Origin of the sequence: Rhodococcus sp. SB1D (genome assembly GCF_048573875.1) — a bacterium.
GTDB classification, from domain to species: domain Bacteria; phylum Actinomycetota; class Actinomycetes; order Mycobacteriales; family Mycobacteriaceae; genus Rhodococcus_F; species Rhodococcus_F qingshengii.
The window spans coordinates 40,841-60,751 of the sequence record NZ_JBMAIQ010000022.1; the positions used below are offsets into that span (position 1 = coordinate 40,841).

20 protein-coding genes are annotated in these 19,911 nt (G+C 62.9%); 19 read left to right on the plus strand and 1 reads right to left on the minus strand.

Features of this window, described 5'->3' with window-relative positions; translation table 11 throughout:
* Positions 1 to 19: 19 nt before the first annotated feature.
* The 18 genes from thrB to ACN50D_RS30160 all read left to right on the plus strand — a co-directional run bounded on the left by thrB (position 20) and on the right by ACN50D_RS30160 (position 17,842).
* Positions 20 to 964 (plus strand): homoserine kinase, encoded by a 945-nt coding sequence (gene thrB / locus ACN50D_RS30075; protein WP_007726194.1) that lies wholly within the window; start codon positions 20 to 22, stop codon positions 962 to 964.
* Between the two features lie 503 nt (positions 965 to 1,467).
* A complete protein-coding gene (rho, locus tag ACN50D_RS30080; protein ID WP_058227676.1) occupies positions 1,468 to 3,597 on the plus strand; it encodes a transcription termination factor Rho in 2,130 nt (709 codons plus the stop codon).
* Positions 3,598 to 3,823: 226 nt separating this feature from the next.
* On the plus strand, positions 3,824 to 4,060 hold the full coding sequence (rpmE, locus tag ACN50D_RS30085; RefSeq protein ID WP_003941310.1) for a 50S ribosomal protein L31: 237 nt from the start codon (positions 3,824 to 3,826) through the stop codon (positions 4,058 to 4,060).
* 146 nt (positions 4,061 to 4,206) lie between these two features.
* Positions 4,207 to 5,286, plus strand: a complete 1,080-nt coding sequence (prfA, locus tag ACN50D_RS30090) for a peptide chain release factor 1 (protein WP_003941341.1) — start codon at positions 4,207 to 4,209, stop codon at positions 5,284 to 5,286.
* Positions 5,287 to 5,363: 77 nt separating this feature from the next.
* Positions 5,364 to 6,296, plus strand: a complete 933-nt coding sequence (prmC, locus tag ACN50D_RS30095) for a peptide chain release factor N(5)-glutamine methyltransferase (RefSeq protein ID WP_030537333.1) — start codon at positions 5,364 to 5,366, stop codon at positions 6,294 to 6,296.
* On the plus strand, positions 6,293 to 6,955 hold the full coding sequence (locus ACN50D_RS30100) for an L-threonylcarbamoyladenylate synthase (protein ID WP_003941345.1): 663 nt from the start codon (positions 6,293 to 6,295) through the stop codon (positions 6,953 to 6,955). Before prmC ends, ACN50D_RS30100 begins: the two co-directional genes overlap by 4 nt.
* Before the next feature lie 2 nt (positions 6,956 to 6,957).
* Positions 6,958 to 8,283 carry a serine hydroxymethyltransferase gene (glyA, locus tag ACN50D_RS30105; RefSeq protein WP_212634099.1) on the plus strand — a complete coding sequence of 442 codons (1,326 nt, stop codon included), beginning with the start codon at positions 6,958 to 6,960 and terminating at the stop codon, positions 8,281 to 8,283.
* Positions 8,280 to 9,467, plus strand: coding sequence for a glycosyltransferase family 4 protein (locus tag ACN50D_RS30110; RefSeq protein ID WP_212634100.1), 1,188 nt, complete (start codon positions 8,280 to 8,282; stop codon positions 9,465 to 9,467). The genes glyA and ACN50D_RS30110 overlap by 4 nt, the downstream gene beginning before the upstream one ends.
* Positions 9,468 to 9,499: 32 nt before the next feature.
* A complete protein-coding gene (locus ACN50D_RS30115; RefSeq protein WP_064444081.1) occupies positions 9,500 to 9,970 on the plus strand; it encodes a glycine zipper family protein in 471 nt (156 codons plus the stop codon).
* Positions 9,971 to 10,250: 280 nt separating this feature from the next.
* Positions 10,251 to 11,078 (plus strand): F0F1 ATP synthase subunit A, encoded by an 828-nt coding sequence (gene atpB, locus ACN50D_RS30120; protein WP_003941403.1) that lies wholly within the window; start codon positions 10,251 to 10,253, stop codon positions 11,076 to 11,078.
* 83 nt (positions 11,079 to 11,161) lie between these two features.
* A complete protein-coding gene (locus ACN50D_RS30125) occupies positions 11,162 to 11,404 on the plus strand; it encodes an ATP synthase F0 subunit C (RefSeq protein WP_003941327.1) in 243 nt (80 codons plus the stop codon).
* 7 nt (positions 11,405 to 11,411) lie between these two features.
* Positions 11,412 to 11,972, plus strand: a complete 561-nt coding sequence (locus ACN50D_RS30130; RefSeq protein WP_003941337.1) for a F0F1 ATP synthase subunit B — start codon at positions 11,412 to 11,414, stop codon at positions 11,970 to 11,972.
* Between the two features lie 5 nt (positions 11,973 to 11,977).
* Positions 11,978 to 12,802: a F0F1 ATP synthase subunit delta gene (locus tag ACN50D_RS30135; RefSeq protein ID WP_003941304.1), complete on the plus strand. Its 825-nt coding sequence runs from the start codon at positions 11,978 to 11,980 to the stop codon at positions 12,800 to 12,802.
* Positions 12,803 to 12,864: 62 nt separating this feature from the next.
* Complete coding sequence (gene atpA / locus ACN50D_RS30140) at positions 12,865 to 14,508, plus strand: F0F1 ATP synthase subunit alpha (RefSeq protein ID WP_007726218.1); 1,644 nt, start codon at positions 12,865 to 12,867, stop codon at positions 14,506 to 14,508.
* Positions 14,509 to 14,556: 48 nt separating this feature from the next.
* Complete coding sequence (locus tag ACN50D_RS30145; protein WP_003941320.1) at positions 14,557 to 15,540, plus strand: F0F1 ATP synthase subunit gamma; 984 nt, start codon at positions 14,557 to 14,559, stop codon at positions 15,538 to 15,540.
* Between the two features lie 3 nt (positions 15,541 to 15,543).
* Positions 15,544 to 16,995, plus strand: coding sequence for a F0F1 ATP synthase subunit beta (gene atpD, locus ACN50D_RS30150; protein ID WP_003941349.1), 1,452 nt, complete (start codon positions 15,544 to 15,546; stop codon positions 16,993 to 16,995).
* Between the two features lie 6 nt (positions 16,996 to 17,001).
* Positions 17,002 to 17,370, plus strand: coding sequence for a F0F1 ATP synthase subunit epsilon (locus ACN50D_RS30155; RefSeq protein ID WP_003941287.1), 369 nt, complete (start codon positions 17,002 to 17,004; stop codon positions 17,368 to 17,370).
* Positions 17,371 to 17,419: 49 nt separating this feature from the next.
* Positions 17,420 to 17,842: a DUF2550 domain-containing protein gene (locus ACN50D_RS30160; protein ID WP_029255703.1), complete on the plus strand. Its 423-nt coding sequence runs from the start codon at positions 17,420 to 17,422 to the stop codon at positions 17,840 to 17,842.
* 10 nt (positions 17,843 to 17,852) lie between these two features.
* Here ACN50D_RS30160 and ACN50D_RS30165 read toward each other — a convergent pair whose 3' ends face one another.
* Entirely contained in the window at positions 17,853 to 18,425 is a 573-nt protein-coding gene (locus ACN50D_RS30165; protein ID WP_030537338.1) for a cob(I)yrinic acid a,c-diamide adenosyltransferase, read from the minus strand.
* A gap of 54 nt (positions 18,426 to 18,479) precedes the next feature.
* On the opposite strand from ACN50D_RS30165, the gene murA reads away from it, so the two are divergent.
* Positions 18,480 to 19,739, plus strand: coding sequence for a UDP-N-acetylglucosamine 1-carboxyvinyltransferase (murA, locus tag ACN50D_RS30170; protein ID WP_003941314.1), 1,260 nt, complete (start codon positions 18,480 to 18,482; stop codon positions 19,737 to 19,739).
* Positions 19,740 to 19,911: the final 172 nt, after the last annotated feature.

Below are 19,911 nucleotides of genomic sequence, written 5' to 3' on the forward strand. Positions count from 1 at the left end.
GCGGAATCCGGTGTCTGACATGACTATAACCCTGCCTATCGGCCTTTCGGTGACTGCTCGCGTCCCGGCCTCGAGTGCAAACTTGGGGCCGGGGTTCGACACCCTCGGTCTGGCGTTGGGGTTGTACGACGAAATCGTGGTCACCACAACGGATTCAGGCCTTCAGATTCGCGTCGAAGGTGAAGGCGCTGCCGACGTGCCCTGGGGTCCTTCGCATCTCGTGGTCCGCGCCATCGAGCGTGGTCTCGAGGCGGCCGGAGTGTGGGCCAGTGGCCTGGACGTGTTGTGCCGCAACGCGATTCCACATTCGCGCGGGTTGGGATCCTCGGCTTCCGCGGCTGTCGGTGGATTGGCAGCAGCCAACGGTCTGGCGCGCGCTCTCGATGCCGAGATCGGCTTGACGGAAGAGCAGTTGGTTCAACTCTCGTCCGAGTTCGAAGGTCACCCGGACAACGCGTCTGCCAGTGTTCTCGGTGGCGCAGTCGTCTCGTGGAGTTGCCCACCGGCCGTCGAAGGTGACGAGCCGATCTACTCCGCGGCCAAACTCGACGTCCATCCCGACATCCGTGCTGTGGCACTGGTTCCCGAGGAGCGGTCGTCCACCGCACACACTCGCGGGCTCCTGCCCGAATTGGTTCCGCACCAGGATGCCTCGTTCAACGCGAGCCGCAGCGCGCTCGCCGTCGTTGCGCTCACTGCTCGGCCCGATCTGTTGATGGCGGCCACCGAGGATCGCCTGCATCAGGCACAGCGCGCACCCGCGCTTCCGCTCACGACGCGATGGATCGGGATCCTGCGCGAGGCGGGTATTGCTGCGACCGTTTCCGGAGCCGGCCCCACCGTGTTGGCGCTCAGCACAGAACCTTTCCCCGTCGAACTCGCGGAAGCGGCGCGGGCAGACGGACTACGTGTGCTCGAATTGGACATCGCCGACGGCGTCGAAGTATCCACGACGACGGTCTGATCCCTGCCTTGGTCCTGGTGATCGCCCACTACCGATCGGTAGTGAACTGACACACCCAGTCGTCCAAATTCTTGCCGGACTCAGGTTTGGGCGCTATCCTGGGCTATGTCCGTACATCGTGCGCGTCAGTCGCCGGTGCATCACCAGGGGGCAAAACTCCTTCCCAATCGGGGTCCACAGTCCTTGGCATGATTCTCGCAGGCATGATCCTCACGCTTGTACCTTCTCCGAAGGTTTGAATCCTCCGCGGATCGAACACTCAGAGGTTCCATCACTCTGGGGTTCAACACACGGGGGAGTGAATCGTCGACGAAGGCGCGTTGGGCAGGTTTGCGAGCGCATGAAAAGTTTGAGGCGAGAGTTTCCGACAATCATGTGACGGCGGACAAGCCGGCAGTTCTGGACAGCAACCACGTACGGCACCACCGAGTTCGGTATTCAGTCGAACTGCGGGACGAACCCTCGACTTTGCGCAGTGCGAGTGAGGGAAGGAAAGGACCTCCGTGACCGATACGGACCTCATCGCCACTTCTGCACCCGCCGGGTCGGAATCAGGCGACAATTCTCAGGCGTCATCTTCAGCATCGAACGGTGCGGTGGCGACCTCCACGAAGCGTGCCGAAACGCGCCGTGGTGCCGGACTCTCCGGCATGGTGCTCACCGAACTCCGCACTCTTGCGGGTGAACTGGGCATCAAAGGCACTTCCGGCATGCGCAAGGGTGACCTGATCGCAGCCATCAAGGAGCGCCAGGGCGGCAGCGCGAAGGCTGCACCCGCACAGAGTGAACTCACTCTCGACGACGCACCCGTTGCGCGCACTCGTGCCAAGAGCACTCGCGCCGCACGCACCGAAACCCCCGCAGCCGAAACAGCTCCGGCAGCCGAGTCGGCTCCTGCCGAGGCCGCGCCTGCGCGTACGGAATCCGCCGAGGATTCCGATCAGAGCGCACCTCGTCGCGGACGTCAGCGTCGTGGCGCCGCTCGTCGTGCAGGTTCACCCGACCAGGGCGAACTGAGCATCGAGCAGGAAGCTCCTTCGGCGAAGTCCGACGCGGACACCGCGAAGGCCGCCGATTCTTCGAAGGTCGCCGAGACCGCCAAGGCCGAGGCTCCGGCCGAGCGTCCTGCGCGCACCGAGGGCAAGTCCGACGCTGATCAGGCTCCTGCCGAGCAGGGCAACGAGCGTCCCCGCCGCGAGCGAAACCGGGACAACCAGGGCCAGCGGGACAACCAGGGCCAGCGCGAGAACCAGGGCAACCGGGGTAACCAGGATCGCCAGGACCGTCAGGATCGCGGCAATCAGAACAACGCCGGCCAGAACAACGCCGGTCCTCGCACGGACAACCGCAACAACGGGCCGGACGACGACGAAGAGGGTGGACGCGGACGCCGCGGACGCCGTTTCCGCGAGCGCCGTGGCCGTGGTCGCGATCGCGGTGAGGGTGGCGCACCCAACGATTCACGCGAGACCGAGATTCGTGAGGACGACGTCCTGCAGCCGGTCGCCGGCATCCTCGACGTCCTCGACAATTACGCCTTCGTGCGTACGTCCGGGTACCTCGCCGGCCCCAACGACGTCTACGTCTCCATGAACCTGATCCGCAAGAACGGCCTTCGCCGTGGCGACGCCATCACCGGTGCCGTCCGCGTCTCGCGTGACGGTGAGCAGGGTAGCCAGCGTCAGAAGTTCAACCCGCTGGTCCGTATCGACACGGTCAACGGCGGCGACGTCGAGGCCGCGAAGAAGCGCCCCGAGTTCAACAAGCTCACGCCGCTGTACCCGAACCAGCGTCTGCGCCTCGAGACCGAGCAGCACATTCTCACCACGCGTGTCATCGACCTGGTGATGCCCATCGGTAAGGGCCAGCGCGCCCTCATCGTGAGCCCGCCCAAGGCCGGTAAGACCAGCGTGTTGCAGGCGATCGCGAATGCCGTCGCCACCAACAATCCTGAGTGCTACCTGATGGTCATCCTCGTGGACGAGCGTCCCGAGGAAGTGACCGACATGCAGCGCAGCGTGAAGGGTGAGGTCATTTCCTCCACCTTCGACCGCCCGCCGGGAGATCACACCGCAGTTGCCGAGCTGGCAATCGAGCGTGCGAAGCGCCTGGTCGAGATGGGTAAGGACGTCGTCGTACTGCTCGACTCCATCACGCGTCTGGGTCGTGCGTACAACAACTCCTCGCCGGCGTCGGGACGCATCCTCTCCGGTGGTGTCGACTCGACGGCGCTCTACCCGCCGAAGCGTTTCCTCGGTGCTGCCCGCAACATCGAGAACGGTGGATCGCTCACCATCATCGCTACCGCAATGGTCGAGACCGGATCCACCGGCGACACCGTGATCTTCGAAGAGTTCAAGGGCACCGGCAACGCCGAGCTCAAGCTCGATCGCAAGATCGCCGAACGCCGCGTGTTCCCGGCCGTGGACGTCAACCCGTCCAGCACGCGTAAGGACGAGTTGCTCCTGAGCCCGGACGAAGCTGCGGTGCTGCACAAGCTTCGTCGCGTCCTGTCCGGTCTGGACTCGCATCAGGCCATCGATCTGCTGATCGATCGACTGAAGAAGAGCAAGAACAACCTCGAGTTCCTGATGCAGGTCTCCAAGACCGCACCGGGTGCGATCGACGACTGATCGATTCGACGTCAAAAGGCCCACAACCAGCTGGTTGTGGGCCTTTTGCGTGGGCGGAACAAAACCGAGGGGCAGTGCGTTGACAACTTCGTACAGCCATCCCGAGGCGTGCGAGACGCGGATTATCCGGTGAGGTACCGCATCTGGCATACTGAACGGCCGAGTCCGGTTCCGGTTCACGATGTCGATTGGCGACGTCGACCCGGCGACCATTGAAAGGGACACCATGAAGGCAGGAATCCACCCAACCTACGTAGCGACCACCGTCGTCTGCGGTTGCGGTAACACGTTCGAGACCCACAGCACCAAGGAGTCCGGACGCATCAACGTCGAGGTTTGCTCGCAGTGCCACCCGTTCTACACGGGCAAGCAGAAGATTCTCGACACCGGTGGACGCGTCGCTCGCTTCGAGGCTCGCTACGGCAAGCGCGCAGACAGCAAGGTCCCGGCCACCGAGTCCTAGCTGTTCCGCCGACGCCCGATCTGCCATGCGCAGATCGGGCGTCGGCTTTTTTGTGCCTGCACTCGGTTTGCGCGTTTCCCGGGTCCCGGCGTCGAAATACCTTCAAGCGCGCACCGTAGGAATCGAAACTCAGAGCGGAGCGAACCATGGCAGGCGCAACCCAGCCCTCGGCCATCGACGACATCTTGGCGGAGCACGCCGGTCTCGAAGCACAGATGTCCGATCCGGCGCTGCACAACGACCCTGCCGCTGCCAGGCGCGTCGGTAAGCGGTTCTCCGAGCTCTCGCCGATCATGTCGACGTACAACAAGCTCACCGCTGCGCAGGACGATCTGGAAGCCGCGCGCGAACTAGCCGCCGACGATTCCAGCTTCGCCGCCGAGATCCCCGATCTCGAAGCCGAGGTCGCGCAGCTCGAGCAGACGCTTACCGATCAGTTGGCGCCGCGTGATCCGCATGACGGCGACGACATCGTCCTCGAAGTGAAGTCCGGTGAGGGCGGCGAAGAATCCGCGCTCTTCGCCTCGGACCTGGCCCGCATGTACGTCCGCTACGCGGAACGGCATGGCTGGCGCGTCGAGATTCTCGACGCGACGGTCTCCGATCTCGGCGGATACAAGGAAGCCACGCTGTCGATCAAGAGCAAGTCGGACACCCCGGACGGAGTGTGGGCGCGGCTGAAGTTCGAGGGCGGCGTTCACCGCGTCCAGCGAGTGCCCGTCACCGAATCCCAGGGACGCGTTCACACTTCGGCTGCCGGCGTTCTGGTCTACCCGGAGCCCGAAGAGGTCGAGCAGGTCCAGATCGACGAAAGTGACCTGCGTATCGACGTCTACCGTTCGTCCGGCAAGGGCGGTCAGGGCGTCAACACGACCGACTCTGCTGTCCGAATCACGCACCTTCCGACCGGCATCGTCGTCACCTGCCAGAACGAGCGTTCGCAGCTCCAGAACAAGGCGCGCGCCATGCAGGTCCTTGCAGCCCGTTTGCAGGTAGTCGCCGAGGAAGCCGCGGACGCTGAAGCGTCGGCAGGTCGCCAGAGTCAGGTTCGGACGGTGGACCGTTCGGAGCGCATCCGCACCTACAACTTCCCCGAGAACCGCATCACCGATCACCGCATCGGATTCAAGTCGCACAACCTCGACGCGGTGCTCGACGGTGAGCTCGACGCACTTCTCGATGCATTGGGCAAGGCGGACCGAGAGGCGCGTCTCGCGGCCGAGTAGATGCAGACCATGACTGACCTCCATCCCGCCGGGAACTCGGTGAACCGCGTGTCGGTCGAGCGTGGCAGGCTGTACCCGTGAGTCGACTTCCACTTCGTTTGGCGCTGATCGAAGCTGCAAAACAGCTCGACGCCGCAGGTGTGCCCAGCCCACGCACCGACGCCGAGTTGTTGGCATCCCACCTGCTCGGGGTCGAACGCACGCGTCTCGGACTGATTCCGTTGGTCGATCCCGAGGTCATCGCGGCGTTCGACGAGTTGGTTGCCCAACGGGTGAAGCGGATTCCGTTGCAGCACATCATCGGAGTCGCGTCGATGGGCAACATCGACGTCGCTGTCGGGCCGGGTGTCTTCATTCCGCGGCCGGAAACCGAACTGCTCATGGGTTGGGCACTCTCGTTCCTCGAAGGTTGCGGAAGCAAGCCGCCGGTAGTTCTGGACCTGTGCACGGGATCGGGTGTACTCGCGCTGTCCATCGCCGAGGCCCGTCCGGACGCCGTCGTTCACGCCGTGGAGAAGGAGCCCGCCGCGTTGGCGTGGGCGCGTCGTAATGCTGCCGACCGCGAGGCCGCCGGTGATACACCGATCCATCTGCATCAGGGTGATGTCACCGATCGGAACCTGTTGCCAGGGCTCGAGGGCGGCGTCGATCTGGTCGTGTCCAATCCGCCGTACATCCCCGAAGGCGCGCAATTGCAGCCTGAGGTCATGGATTACGACCCACACACCGCACTGTTCGGCGGTACCGACGGTCTGTCCGTCATCAAACCCATGATCAGCAACATCGCGCGGTGGCTTCGAATCGGCGGCGCGGCAGGCATCGAGCACGACGACACCAACGGGGACGGCGTCGCTGCGCTGTTCTCGGCGCGCCGGGTATTCGGCGAGGTTGCGCAGCATCCAGATCTTGCCGGTCGTCCGCGATTCGTCGTCGCCAGACGTGTCGCCACCGACGTCGAAGCACAGCGGAATCGAACGCCCGAAGCGCAGAGTGAAAGGATGGCTGAGTGAGCACCGTGTACGACTGCAGTCAGACAGATTCCCGAACCGCAGGCTTGGCCGCCGCGAAGAACGCGCTCAAGGCCGGCCGACTCGTAGTTCTCCCTACCGACACCCTTTACGGACTCGCCGCCGACGCGTTCGACAGCGAAGCTGTCACGAGTCTTTTGCGCGCCAAGGGACGCGGGCGAGACATGCCCGTCCCGGTTCTGGTCGGATCGTGGAACACCATCGACGGGCTCGTCTACAGCGTGCGCCCGCAGGCACGGGATCTGATCCGCGCATTCTGGCCCGGCGGACTGAGCCTGGTCGTCGAGCAGGCGCCTTCACTTGCCTGGGACCTCGGTGATACCCGCGGAACCGTCATGCTCCGCATGCCCTTGCATCCGGTTGCCCTCGAACTGTTGCGCGATGTCGGACCGCTTGCCGTCTCGAGCGCCAACATTTCGGGGCGTCCGCCGGCAACTACCGTCGAGGAAGCCCGAGATCAGCTCGGCGGATCTGCCAGCGTGTATCTCGACGGGGGCAAGGCCGAACACGCCGTTGCTTCCACGATCGTCGACCTGACCGGCAATTCACCGCGTATCTTGCGAGTGGGTGCCGTCTCGGCAGAATCCATCGCCGAGGTATTGGGCACCAGTCCGGAAAGTCTCGTAGAGGGAGTTTCGTAACGATGGTCGGCGCCGGCGGCGAGCGCGCGGGGGAATCCACGTATTGGGGACCGGATTTCGGTGAGCTTGCCACGGCAGACCCCGAGATCGCGGCTGTTGCGCTGGCGGAACTCGAGCGTCAGCGCGACGGACTTCAACTCATCGCGAGCGAGAACTTCACCAGTCCCTCGGTACTGGCTGCCTTGGGTTCGACCCTGAGTAACAAGTACGCCGAGGGCTATCCGGGTCGGCGTTACTACGGCGGGTGCGAGTACGTCGACGTAGCCGAGAATCTGGCGATCGATCGGGCAAAGGCGCTGTTCGGCGCCGAGCACGTCAACGTCCAACCGCATTCGGGGGCCACTGCGAATCTCGCGGTGTACGCCGCATTCGCCAAGCCCGGCGACACCGTATTGGCGATGAGTCTGCCGCACGGTGGGCATCTGACTCACGGGTCTCGGGTCAGCTTTTCGGGGCAGTGGTTCACCACCGTTCCCTATCACGTCGATTCGGCCACCGAATTGATCGACTACGACGAGGTTCGCACCCTGGCTCTGGCGCACAAGCCGAAAATCATCGTCGCCGGCGCGACCGCGTACTCCCGCACCATCGACTTCGCAGCCTTCCGCTCGATCGCAGACGAGGTCGGTGCGATCCTGTGGGTCGACGCCGCCCACTTCATCGGACTGGTGGCAGGCCGGGCGATACCTTCGTGCGTTCCGTACGCCGACGTCGTCTCCGCGACGACGCACAAAGTCCTCAGAGGCCCGCGCGGCGGAATGATCCTGTGCCGCAGCGAGTACGCCTCGGCTGTAGATCGCGCGGTGTTCCCCTTCATTCAAGGCGGCCCGATGATGCATGCGATCGCCGGGAAGGCGGTTGCCTTCAAGGAAGCGTCGACGCCGGAATATCGTTGGTATGCACAGGAAGTGGTTGCCAACGCATCGGCACTCGCGCAGTCTTTGGAAGCTCGCGGCCTGCGCACCGTGTCCGGTGGAACCGACACACATCTGGCGCTTCTCGACCTGCGCGCAAGCGGTGTCACCGGAGTCGACGCCGAGCGTAGGTGCGGACTGGCTTCGATCACGCTCAACAAGAACGCGATTCCGTTCGATCCGCAGTCGCCCGCCGTCACGTCCGGAATCCGCGTCGGATCCGCGGCCGTCACGACCCAGGGTTTCAACCGCTCCGACATGAGAGTGGTGGGGGAGTTGATCGCGCGCGCAGTTGTCGCGGACCCCGCCACCACGTCAGGAGAGGCCGAGTTGGCAGCAGTTGCCGAAGGCGTTCGCGAACTGGTCCGGGCAAAGCCTGCCTATGCCCGCCAGACGGGTGATCTCGAGCAGTGATCATTTCCTACGAGGCGACCACGTATCTGGCACAGGGTGGCGGGGGAGCGGGTGTTCCCATCCGTGAACTTTTGCTCGTGCTGTGTACGGCGGCGGTGGTGACCTACCTGGCGACTGGCGCAGTCCGGTTGTTGGCGCTGAGGTTCGGCGCTGTCGCGATTCCTCGTGATCGGGACGTTCACGTCGAGCCGATTCCCCGTCTCGGTGGCGTCGGAATGTATGTCGGCATGGCTGTCGGTCTGCTGTTTGCGCAGCAATTACCCGCGCTCACAAGAGGTTTCGGCTTCGGCAGTCCTGACGTACACGCTGCGCTCGTAGCTGGCGCCGTCATCGTCCTCGTGGGTGTGATCGACGACAGGTGGGGCCTCGACGCCCTCACCAAATTTGTCGGTCAGGTGACTGCTGCCGGCGTTCTCGTGGTGATGGGCGTCAGCTGGTTCATCATCTACAACCCGTTCGGCGGTGACGGTGGGTCCACCATCATCCTCGATCAGATTCAATCCGGACTGTTCACCGTTGCTGTTGCCGTCGCGACCATCAACGCCATGAATTTTGTCGACGGTCTCGACGGATTGGCCGCCGGGTTGGGTCTGATTGCGGCGCTCGCCATCCTCATCTTCTCGATCGGTCTTCTCCACGATCAGGGCGGCGACGCGAGTGTCTACCCGCCGGCGATGATCGCGGCGGCCTTGGCAGGCGCTTGTCTCGGTTTTCTTCCACACAACTTCAATCCAGCGCGCATCTTCATGGGCGATTCCGGGTCGATGTTGATCGGTCTCATGCTGGCCGCGATCTCCACCAGTGCATCCGGTCGTATTCCGCTCACTGCCTACGGAACCCGCGACCTCGTCGGCCTCCTCGCGCCGTTGTTGCTGGTCGGGGCTGTGATGTTCATCCCGATGCTGGACATGCTCCTGGCCGTGATCCGCCGGACGAAAGCGGGCGTCAGTCCGTTCAGTCCGGACAAGATGCACCTGCATCATCGCCTCTTGCAGATCGGACACACGCACCGACGAGTTGTGCTGGTCATCTACCTGTGGGTCAGCGTCCTGGCGTTCGGTGCCGTCGGATCCTCGCTGCTCAATCGTCAGCTGGTTGTTGTACTCGTCGCGGCCGGTTTGGTTCTTGCGTTGTTCTTCACTGCGGTGCCTTCCCTTATCGATCGCAAGCAGCAGCGTCGCTAGCCAAGTTTTCCGATCCATTACCCTTGGGTATCGTGACGAACACGCCGCAGCCTGTACCTGCCTCGCAACCCATCCCTGATTCGACCGCCGCCATGAAGTCGGCCGTGAAGTGGGGTGTGATGGGGCTGATCGCGCTGGCCGTGGTCGGCGCGCTCCTGGGCGGGCTCTTCGCCGGTAAGGAAGGCGTCTACGGCGCTTTGATCGGCGCAGCCGTCGGCGGCGGGTTCATCCTGTTCACGGCGTTGGGCGTGCTGCTCACAGCGAAGCTGCCTGCGCTCACGGCCGGTGCCGTTCTACTCGGTACCTGGCTGCTGAAGATGATTCTCGCGATGGTGGTTCTCTTTGTCCTCTCGGACATGGATTTCTACAACAAGACCGCCCTCGTCCTGGTCATCATCATGTCGCTGGTCGTGGTGCTCGGTGCGGAGACTTACGGCGTCCTGGGAACCAAAACTACGTACGTCGATCCCACTCCCAGCAGCAACGTCGACGACGACGAGTAGTACTACAAGAGGTAACTAATCGGACTTCCAGGTACCCCATCTACACAATGTCGTAGATGACTTGATAAGGTTCGGTTCAAGCGAGAGCAATGGTGGGCCGAGTAACACTCAGCCGACGATGCCATGTGCTCGCAGGTGGTCGAAATTCTGACCACTGAGTCGACGAGAGTCGCCGACACCGACAGACGCCAGGCCCCTCTAGGGTTCTCCAGCTGCTGACGAATGCGCGAGTCGAACTTGTCGACTTGTAGATCGTCAATGTCCGATCGAACCGCAGTCAATGATGGCTGCGGACCGACTACGGGAGAGAACGCTGAGCGTCACCACCCTGGCCGCGGATGAATTCCATGCGCCGTCACTAGACGATTTTTTCCCGCCCTCCGTGTTGATTCACGCGGGCCCCTTCGAGCTCGACCGTCTGATGCTGATTCGTCTGCTGATGTCGGTGCTGGTCGCAGCCTTCTTCGTGATCGCAATGCGCAGCCCTCGACTGGTTCCCCGTGGACTGCAGAACGCAGCTGAGCTCGCGCTCGACTTCGTTCGTATCAACATCGCCGAGGAGATCCTGGGCAAGGAACAGGGCAAGCGCTTCCTGCCGGTCATCACGACGATCTTCTTCATCGTGGTCGCCAGCAACCTGGCCAGCGTCATTCCCTTCCTGAACATCTCGCCGAACGCACGAATCGGTATGCCGCTGGTACTCGCAGCGCTCGCCTACATCGTGTTCAACTACGTGGGAATCAAGAAGTACGGCTTCTTCAAGTACGTCAAGAGCAGCATCGTCGTTCCCGGCGTCCCGCTGCCCCTGCACTTCCTGTTGGTGCCCATCGAGTTCATCTCGACCTTCATCCTGCGCCCGTTCACGCTGATGGTTCGTCTCATGGCCAACATGTTGGCCGGCCACATCCTGCTGGTGCTGTTCTTCAGCGCGACGAACTACTTCTTCTTCGTGTCCGGCGGATTCCAGGCGATCTTCGGTGTTCCGTCGATCATTGCCGGTATCGCATTCACGTTCTTCGAGCTGCTGGTCATCTTCCTGCAGGCTTACGTGTTCGCGCTGCTGACCGCGGTGTACATCGATCTGGCGCTCCACGCCGACGAGCACTGACCTTTTACCTCCTCACCAGCTACACCAAGAACTGAGCCTCTTGCCGAATCCGGCGGAGGTCAACAGAAAGGGAATGGAACACCATGAGCATCGCTTACCTCGCTCAGGAAGTTGTCGAGACCAAGTCGCGCGGCTACGGAGCCATCGGCTACGGCCTCGCAGCAATCGGCCCCGGCATCGGCGTGGGCATCGTTGTGGGCAAGGCAATCGAAGGCATGGTCCGCCAGCCCGAGATGGCCGGCCAGGTTCGTACCACCATGTTCCTCGGTATTGCATTCACCGAGGCCCTCGCGCTGATCGGCCTCGTCGCCGGCTTCATCTTCTAAGACCGACATGGCAGCCACCATCGCAATTCTCGCGGCGGAGGGGACGACTGAACACAATCCCCTCATCCCCGAGACATACGACATCGTGTGGTCCGCGGTCGCGCTCGTAGTAGTTGGTTTCGTCTTCTGGAAGCTCGTTCTTCCGAAGTTCCAGAAGGTCTTGGCCGAACGCACCGAGCAGATCGAGGGCGGCATCAAGAAAGCCGAAGACGCACAGGCGGAGGCAGCAGCAGCGCTCGAGCAGTACCGCGCGCAGCTCGCCGAAGCTCGTACCGAGGCAGCGCAGATCCGTGAGGAAGCGCGTACCCAGGGTCAGCAGATCATCGCTGACATGAAGGTTCAGGCGCAGGACGAGAGCGACCGCATCGTGGCCGCAGGCCACAGCCAGCTCGTCGCCCAGCGTCAGCAGATCGTCGCTGAGCTCCGCTCGGATCTCGGCAAGACCGCTGTAGACCTGGCCGAGAAGGTCATCGGGGAGTCCCTCGCCGACGACGTGAAGCGCGCCGGAACGGTTGATCGTTTCCTCAACGAGCTCGACACCGTCAGCGCTGATTCAGCCAGGAAGTGAGCAACATGTACGCAGCGAGCCGTGAAGCCTTGGCGCAGACTCGTTCTGCGCTGAGCAGTGCCCTGGGCGCCGTCTCTGCAGGAGCCGCAACTGCTGCTTCTGCTCAGGCTGGGTCCGAGCTCTTCTCGGTGGTCGAGGTACTCGACGGCCAGCGCGCTCTTCGCAGCGCGCTGGCTGACGCTTCGGCACCGGCCGCTGGTCGCCAGGCTTTGGCAGAGCAGTTGTTCTCCGGAAAGGTCGGCGCCGAGGCGCTCGCCACCGTGAAGGCAGCTGCAGGCCAGGACTGGTCTGCGGCCCGCGACTTGGTCAACTCGCTCGAACTGCTCGGACGCGAAGCTCTGCTCCGCGCCGCAGCCGATCAGAGCCAGTTGGACACCGTTGAGGACGAGCTCTTCCGTCTCGGTCGCATCGTGGCAGGGGATCCCAGCCTGGAGCAGACGCTCTCGGATCTGTCGGTTCCCGCAGCCCGCAAGCGTGAGTTCCTCTCCCGCTTGCTCTACGGCAAGGTCACCGCGGTCACCGAGGCACTCGCCGGACAGGCTGTCGGCCGGTTGAAGTCTGCACCCGCAGACACTTTCGATCAGCTGTCGAATCTTGCCGCAGCGCAGCGCGATACCACCGTTGCTCACGTTCGCAGCGCCTCGGCGTTGAGCTCGGAGCAGTCGGATCGCTTGGCGAGCACTCTTACCCGCACCTACGGGAAGCCGGTAGCAGTGCACGTCGAGGTCGATCCAGAACTCCTCAGCGGCTTGGTCGTCCGGGTGGGCGACGAGGTTATCGACGGCAGCGCAGCGGGTCGACTCGCAGCACTGCGGAAGAACCTCAAGTAGTCCTTCAGCCGAACACATACTCCAGATCTTTTCGAAGACCAGACACCGAGAGCAGGAAAAACATGGCGGAGCTGACGATCTCCTCCGACGAGATCCGTAGCGCGATCGACAACTACACCGCGAGCTACTCCCCGGAGGCCTCCCGTGAGGAGGTCGGCACAGTGACCGACACCAGTGACGGCATTGCGCACGTCTCTGGCCTGCCTTCGGCTATGTCCAACGAGCTGTTGGAGTTCCCCGGTGGAATCGTCGGCGTCGCGCTCAACCTGGATGCCACCGAAATCGGTGCCGTCATCCTTGGCGATTACCAGAACATTCAAGAAGGCCAGGAAGTAAAGCGCACGGGCGACGTTCTGTCGGTTCCCGTCGGCGATGCTTTCCTCGGCCGCGTCATCGACCCGCTGGGTGCGCCCATCGACGGCCTCGGCGAGATCGAGAGCACCGAGAACCGTGCACTCGAGCTCCAGGCCGCTTCGGTGCTCGAGCGCCAGCCGGTCGAGGAGCCGCTCCAGACCGGTATCAAGGCTATCGACGCCATGACCCCGATCGGCCGCGGCCAGCGCCAGCTCATCATCGGCGACCGCAAGACCGGCAAGACCGCGGTCTGCATCGACGCCATCCTGAACCAGAAGGCCAACTGGGATTCCGGCGATGTCAACAAGCAGGTGCGCTGCATCTACGTTGCCATCGGTCAGAAGGGTTCCACCATCGCGGGCGTCAAGGCTGCCCTCGAGGAGAAGGGCGCGATGGAATACACCACCATCGTTGCTGCTCCGGCATCTGATTCCGCAGGCTTCAAGTGGCTCGCACCGTACACCGGCTCGGCCATCGGCCAGCACTGGATGTACCAGGGCAAGCACGTTCTGGTCGTGTTCGACGACCTGACCAAGCAGGCAGAGGCGTACCGCGCCATCTCGCTGCTGCTGCGTCGCCCGCCGGGACGCGAGGCTTACCCCGGTGACGTCTTCTACTTGCACTCCCGTCTGCTGGAGCGTTCGGCGAAGCTGTCCGACGCACTCGGCGGTGGCTCGCTGACGGCTCTGCCGATCATCGAGACCAAGGCGAACGACGTCTCGGCTTACATCCCGACCAACGTCATCTCCATCACCGACGGTCAGGTGTTCCTCGAGTCCGACCTGTTCAACAAGGGCGTTCGCCCCGCGATCAACGTCGGTATCTCGGTCTCCCGCGTCGGTGGCGCTGCACAGACCAAGGGCATGAAGAAGGTTTCCGGTTCGCTGCGTCTGGAACTGGCTCAGTTCCGTGAGCTCGAAGCGTTCTCCGCCTTCGCTTCCGACCTCGACGCTGCCTCCAAGGCTCAGCTCGAGCGCGGCGCCCGTCTGGTCGAGCTGCTCAAGCAGGATCAGTACAGCCCGATCCCCGTCGAGGACCAGATCGTCTCGATCTACCTGGCCGGCGAAGGCATCTTCGACAGCGTTCCGATCGGCGACGTCCGTCGCTTCGAGAAGGAACTGCTCGAAGACCTCAAGCACTCGGCTGCTGGCGTCTACTCCAGCATCAACGGCGGTAAGGCACTCGATGCCGACAACGCTGCTGAGCTGATCGCCGCGACGAACAAGTTCAAGGAAGGCTTCATCGCATCCGACGGAAGCCGGGTCGTGAACGAAGCCGAGGCTGATGCTTTGGGCGCCGACGAGGTCGCGAACGAGCAGATCAACGTCAAGCGCAAGACCGTCAGCAAGTGACGTACGCGCCCATGACACTGCGAATTCCGAAGGGAGAGTGATTGATCGATGGCGAGCATTCTCGAATTGCGGTCTCGTATCAAGTCGGTCAACTCGACCAAGAAGATCACCAAGGCACAGGAACTGATCGCGACTTCGCGTATCACCAAGGCTCAGATTCGCGTCGCCGCGTCCAAGCCGTATGCCGAGGAGATCACGAAGGTACTCACCGAATTGGCGAGTGCGTCTGCTTCGCTCGATCACCCGTTGCTCAACGAGCGTCCGGAGCCCAAGCGGGCAGCGGTCCTCGTTGTCACCAGTGACCGCGGCATGTGTGGTGGCTACAACTCCAACGTCCTCAAGCAGGCAGAAGAGCTCATGGCTCTCCTCCGCAGCGAGGGCAAGGAGCCGGTCGTGTACGTGCTCGGTTCCAAGGGGCTCGGCTACTACACGTTCCGCGGCCGCGACATCGGTGCTGCGTGGACGGGCTTCTCGCAGGATCCGGGTTACTCGGATGCCGCGAAGGCCAGCCGCCACCTGGTGGAGCTGTTCATGGCTGGTTCGGGTAACCAGGTTGCCGCTCCGAACGGTGAAGGCACGATCGAGGGCGTCGACGAACTCCATATCGTCTACACCCGCTTCGTGTCGATGCTGACGCAGACTCCCGAGGTTCGCCGTATGGCTCCTCTCGAGGTCTTCGTGTCGGAAGAGCGCATCGAACTCGGTGACGACATGCTGACCAACGGCCACGACGACGACCATGACAATGGCCCCGTCGCGGACTTCAGCTTCGAGCCCGAGCCCGAGAAGCTTCTCGGCGCTCTTCTCCCGAAGTACGTCAGCACTCGTATCTTCTCGTCGCTTCTCGATGCTGCGGCATCGGAGTCGGCAGCCCGTCGTACTGCCATGAAGGCCGCGACGGACAACGCAAACGAACTGGTGAACACGTTGAGCCGTCAGGCCAACCAGGCTCGCCAGGCCCAGATCACCCAGGAAATCAGCGAGATCGTCGGCGGCGCCAACGCGCTCGCCTCGAGCGCAGGAAGTGACTAGCACATGACCGCAGCAGTAACCGAAAACAACGGGGCAGGTTCGGCTTCGGCCGTAGCCGGCCGCGTCGTGCGGGTCATCGGTCCCGTCGTGGACGTTGAATTCCCGCGTGGCGCTGTTCCTGAACTGTTCAACGCCCTGAACGCCGAGATCACGCTTCCCTCGGTCGCCAAGACGCTGACGCTCGAGGTTGCACAGCACCTCGGTGACAACCTGGTCCGCACCGTCTCCATGCAGCCCACCGACGGCCTCGTCCGCGGCACTGCAGTGACCGACTCGGGCAAGCCGATCTCGGTTCCCGTCGGTGACGTCGTCAAGGGCCACGTGTTCAACGCCCTGGGCGATTGCCTCGACACCCCCGGCCTCGGCCGCGACGGCGAGCAGTGGGGCATCCACCGCAAGCCACCAGCCTTCGATCAGCTCGAAGGTAAGACCGAGATCCTCGAGACCGGCATCAAGGTCATCGACCTTCTCACCCCGTACGTCAAGGGTGGAAAGATCGGCCTGTTCGGTGGCGCCGGCGTCGGCAAGACCGTTCTGATCCAGGAAATGATCACGCGTATCGCTCGCGAGTTCTCGGGCACCTCGGTGTTCGCAGGCGTCGGTGAGCGTACCCGTGAGGGCACCGACCTCCACCTGGAAATGGAAGAGATGGGCGTCCTCCAGGACACCGCCCTTGTCTTCGGCCAGATGGACGAGCCGCCCGGAACGCGTATGCGCGTCGCCCTGTCCGCACTGACGATGGCGGAGTACTTCCGCGACGTTCAGGGCCAGGACGTTCTGCTGTTCATCGACAATATCTTCCGCTTCACGCAGGCAGGCTCCGAGGTTTCCACCCTCCTCGGCCGTATGCCTTCGGCAGTGGGCTACCAGCCCACGCTGGCGGACGAGATGGGTGAGCTCCAGGAGCGCATCACCTCGACTCGCGGTCGCTCGATCACCTCGCTGCAGGCTATTTACGTGCCCGCCGACGACTACACCGACCCCGCGCCGGCTACGACGTTCGCGCACCTCGATGCCACCACCGAGCTTTCGCGCCCGATTTCGCAGATGGGTATCTACCCCGCTGTGGATCCGCTGAGCTCGACCTCCCGCATCCTGGAGCCCGGCATCGTCGGTGCCGAGCACTTCCGCGTTGCCAACGAGGTCAAGCGCATCCTGCAGAAGTACAAGGAACTGCAGGACATCATCGCCATCCTCGGTATGGACGAGCTTCAGGAAGAGGACAAGGTCCTCGTCGGCCGCGCCCGTCGTATCCAGAAGTTCCTCGGCCAGAACTTCATCGTTGCCGAGAAGTTCACCGGTGAGCCCGGCTCCGTCGTGCCGCTCCGCGACACGATCGAAGCCTTCGACCGCGTCTGCAAGGGCGAGTTCGATCACCTGCCCGAGCAGGCATTCAACAGCTGCGGTGGACTCGACGACGTCGAGGCTGCAGCCAAGAAGATGGCCGGGAAGTAGTCCACGATGGCTGAGATGACCGTAGAACTCGTTGCCGTCGAGCAGCGCTTGTGGTCTGGTTCGGCGACGCTGGTCAGCGCTCAGACCACCGAGGGTGAAATCGGAATCATGCCTGGGCATGAGCCGGTCCTCGGCCAGCTGATCGAGGGCGGAACCGTGTCGATCACCTCGGTCGACGGCGAGCGTATCGTTGCTGCGGTACACGGAGGATTTCTCTCCGTCACTGCGACGACGGTGACGATCCTTGCCGAGTCCGCGGACATGGCACAGGACATCGACGTCGAGGCAGCCAAGGCTGTCTTGGCCGAGAACTCGGGCGACCTCGAAGCGATTGCGGTCGCCAAGGGTCAGCTCCGGGCCGTCGAGCGCGCGTAAGTTACTCGAGTAAAGCCGCGACGGGAGCCGACGAACAGTGACATTCGGAATGACTGTGTTGATCATTCTGGTTGTGCTGCTCGCGGTTCTCGTCGCGGCTTTTCTGTATCGTCTGCTGGTTCTGCGTCGCGGCGGTACCGCTGCACTGCTTCGTGTTCTGCCATCTCCGGGGGACAGCGGGTGGCGTCACGGAATCATTCGCTACGGCGAAAGCACCTTTGTCTTTTTCAAACTGTCGAGTCTGCGGCCGGGCCCGGACTCCAGGATCGATCGTCAAGGTATCGAGGTCGAGAGCCGTCGTTCTCCCTCGGGTACCGAATTCGACATCATGAGCGACGACATCGTCGTGGTCAAGGTCAATGACGGCTCGTCGGCCTACGAAATCGCTTTGGACAGTGGAGCATTGACAGCGTTCCTGTCCTGGGTGGAATCGCGGCCGGACGGGCGCGCCCGTAGGCGACGCACCGCCTGACCGGTCCCGCTCAAGCCCCGGCGCCGGGCTTCCAGAGCACATCGCCTTCAGGATTTGCCACTCTTCCCATGATGAAGAGCAGATCCGACAATCTGTTGAGGTATTTCGCGGGGAGCACGCTCGTGTCCTCCGGGTTCGCATTGATGGCGGACCAAGCCGCACGCTCAGCACGCCGCGAGACGGTTCTTGCTACGTGAAGCAGGGCTCCCAAGGCGGTTCCGCCCGGCAGAATGAACGAATTCAACGGTGCCAGTTGCTCATTGAGTTCATCGCACCATCCTTCGAGTCGATCGATGTAGGACTGAGTCACTCGTAGCGGCGGGTACTTCGGGTTCTCGACCACGGGGGTGGACAAGTCGGCCCCTGCGTCGAAAAGGTCGTTCTGGATCTGGCGCAGCATTGCGAGGAGATTCTCCGGGGGAGTGCCGAGGGCAACGGCCACACCGATCGCTGCATTGGTCTCGTCGCAATCCGCGTAGGCGATCAGACGCGGATCGTTCTTGGACACGCGGGAAAAATCGCTGAGGCCCGTGGTCCCGTCGTCGCCGGTCCGGGTGTAGATCTTCGTCAGGTGAACAGACATAGGGCTACGGTACCGGCGCGGTGCCGACGAGGTTGTGGCTCTAGGCTGTGAACCGTGAGTGAGCACTTTCTTGTGACCGGGGGTAACCGCCTCGAAGGTGAAGTACTGGTGGGAGGGGCCAAGAACAGTGTGCTGAAGCTGATGGCCGCGGCGCTGTTGGCCGAAGGCACCACTGTCGTGACCAACTGCCCGGACATTCTCGACGTACCGCTGATGGCGGACGTTCTGCGAGGTCTGGGCTGCGAAGTCGAACTCGAAGATTCCGAAGTGCGGATCACGACGCCGGCCGAGCCGAAGTATCACGCTGACTTCGATGCGGTGAAACAGTTCCGAGCGTCAGTGTGTGTTCTCGGTCCGCTGGTCGCGCGTTGTAGACGCGCTGTTGTTGCCTTGCCTGGCGGTGACGCCATCGGTTCGAGGCCCCTCGACATGCACCAATCCGGGCTCCGCCTGTTGGGTGCGCGCAGCGAGATCGAACACGGATGTGTAGTGGCCGAGGCAGACGACCTGCATGGAGCGAACATCCGCCTGGTCTTCCCGTCTGTGGGTGCAACCGAGAACATCTTGATGGCAGCGGTCCTCGCCCGTGGTGAGACAGTGATCGACAACGCTGCACGTGAGCCCGAGATCGTGGATCTGTGCAACATGCTCAACGAGATGGGCGCCAAGGTATCTGGCGGCGGAAGTTCGACGCTCACCATTCAAGGCGTCCGCAAGTTGGAACCGACTACGCACCGTGTCATCGGCGATCGGATCGTCGCTGCAACGTGGGGTGTCGCGGCATCCATGACCAGGGGTGACGTCCGCGTTCGTGGGGTGAACCACAAGCATCTCGGACTGGTCCTCGACAAGCTTCGGACGGCCGGCGCGGAGGTGACTCCCGAGGTTGACGGTTTCCGCGTCATTCAGCGTGAACGGCCTAAAGCGGTCAATTTCGCAACATTGCCGTACCCCGGATTCCCGACCGACCTGCAGCCGATGGCAATCGGTTTGGCTGCGGTTGCCGAAGGCACGTCGATGATCACCGAGAACGTATTCGAATCGCGTTTCCGATTTGTCGAGGAAATGATCCGACTCGGCGCCGACGCTCGTACTGACGGTCACCATGCGGTGATCCGCGGAGTTCCGGTGTTGTCGAGTGCACCGGTGTGGTCTTCGGACATTCGGGCCGGCGCCGGGCTCGTGCTTGCGGGGTTGGTTGCGGACGGAACCACCGAAGTTCACGACATCTTCCACATCGACCGTGGGTACCCGCGATTCGTCGAGAATCTCCGTGGACTCGGGGGAGTGATCGAGCGGGTGGGCTCCGAATAGGTTCGGTGCTCGGCGTCACACTCGGGTCTATTCGCGATTGGCAGATAGGCGCAACAGTCTGACCTGGCCTTAGCAGGCCAATCGCTGTAGTGACCAGGCGATTTGTGAATTGATTGAAGGTTCGCGTAACTTATTCCAAGTCAGAGCGACACGGACACCGACTCCCGCCTTT

Bases quoted from the DNA above. Each gene is read 5' to 3' on its own strand.
- ACN50D_RS30155 (WP_003941287.1), top strand. From the start codon at position 17,002: ATGGCTGAGATGACCGTAGAACTCGTTGCCGTCGAGCAGCGCTTGTGG.
- ACN50D_RS30165 (WP_030537338.1), bottom strand. From the start codon at position 18,425: ATGTCTGTTCACCTGACGAAGATCTACACCCGGACCGGCGACGACGGG.
- ACN50D_RS30160 (WP_029255703.1), top strand. From the start codon at position 17,420: ATGACTGTGTTGATCATTCTGGTTGTGCTGCTCGCGGTTCTCGTCGCG.
- glyA (WP_212634099.1), top strand. From the start codon at position 6,958: ATGGTCGGCGCCGGCGGCGAGCGCGCGGGGGAATCCACGTATTGGGGA.
- ACN50D_RS30145 (WP_003941320.1), top strand. From the start codon at position 14,557: ATGGCGAGCATTCTCGAATTGCGGTCTCGTATCAAGTCGGTCAACTCG.
- ACN50D_RS30125 (WP_003941327.1), top strand. From the start codon at position 11,162: ATGAGCATCGCTTACCTCGCTCAGGAAGTTGTCGAGACCAAGTCGCGC.
- atpA (WP_007726218.1), top strand. From the start codon at position 12,865: ATGGCGGAGCTGACGATCTCCTCCGACGAGATCCGTAGCGCGATCGAC.
- atpB (WP_003941403.1), top strand. From the start codon at position 10,251: ATGATGGCTGCGGACCGACTACGGGAGAGAACGCTGAGCGTCACCACC.
- thrB (WP_007726194.1), top strand. From the start codon at position 20: ATGACTATAACCCTGCCTATCGGCCTTTCGGTGACTGCTCGCGTCCCG.
- ACN50D_RS30130 (WP_003941337.1), top strand. From the start codon at position 11,412: ATGGCAGCCACCATCGCAATTCTCGCGGCGGAGGGGACGACTGAACAC.
- ACN50D_RS30135 (WP_003941304.1), top strand. From the start codon at position 11,978: ATGTACGCAGCGAGCCGTGAAGCCTTGGCGCAGACTCGTTCTGCGCTG.
- prfA (WP_003941341.1), top strand. From the start codon at position 4,207: ATGGCAGGCGCAACCCAGCCCTCGGCCATCGACGACATCTTGGCGGAG.
- rpmE (WP_003941310.1), top strand. From the start codon at position 3,824: ATGAAGGCAGGAATCCACCCAACCTACGTAGCGACCACCGTCGTCTGC.
- atpD (WP_003941349.1), top strand. From the start codon at position 15,544: ATGACCGCAGCAGTAACCGAAAACAACGGGGCAGGTTCGGCTTCGGCC.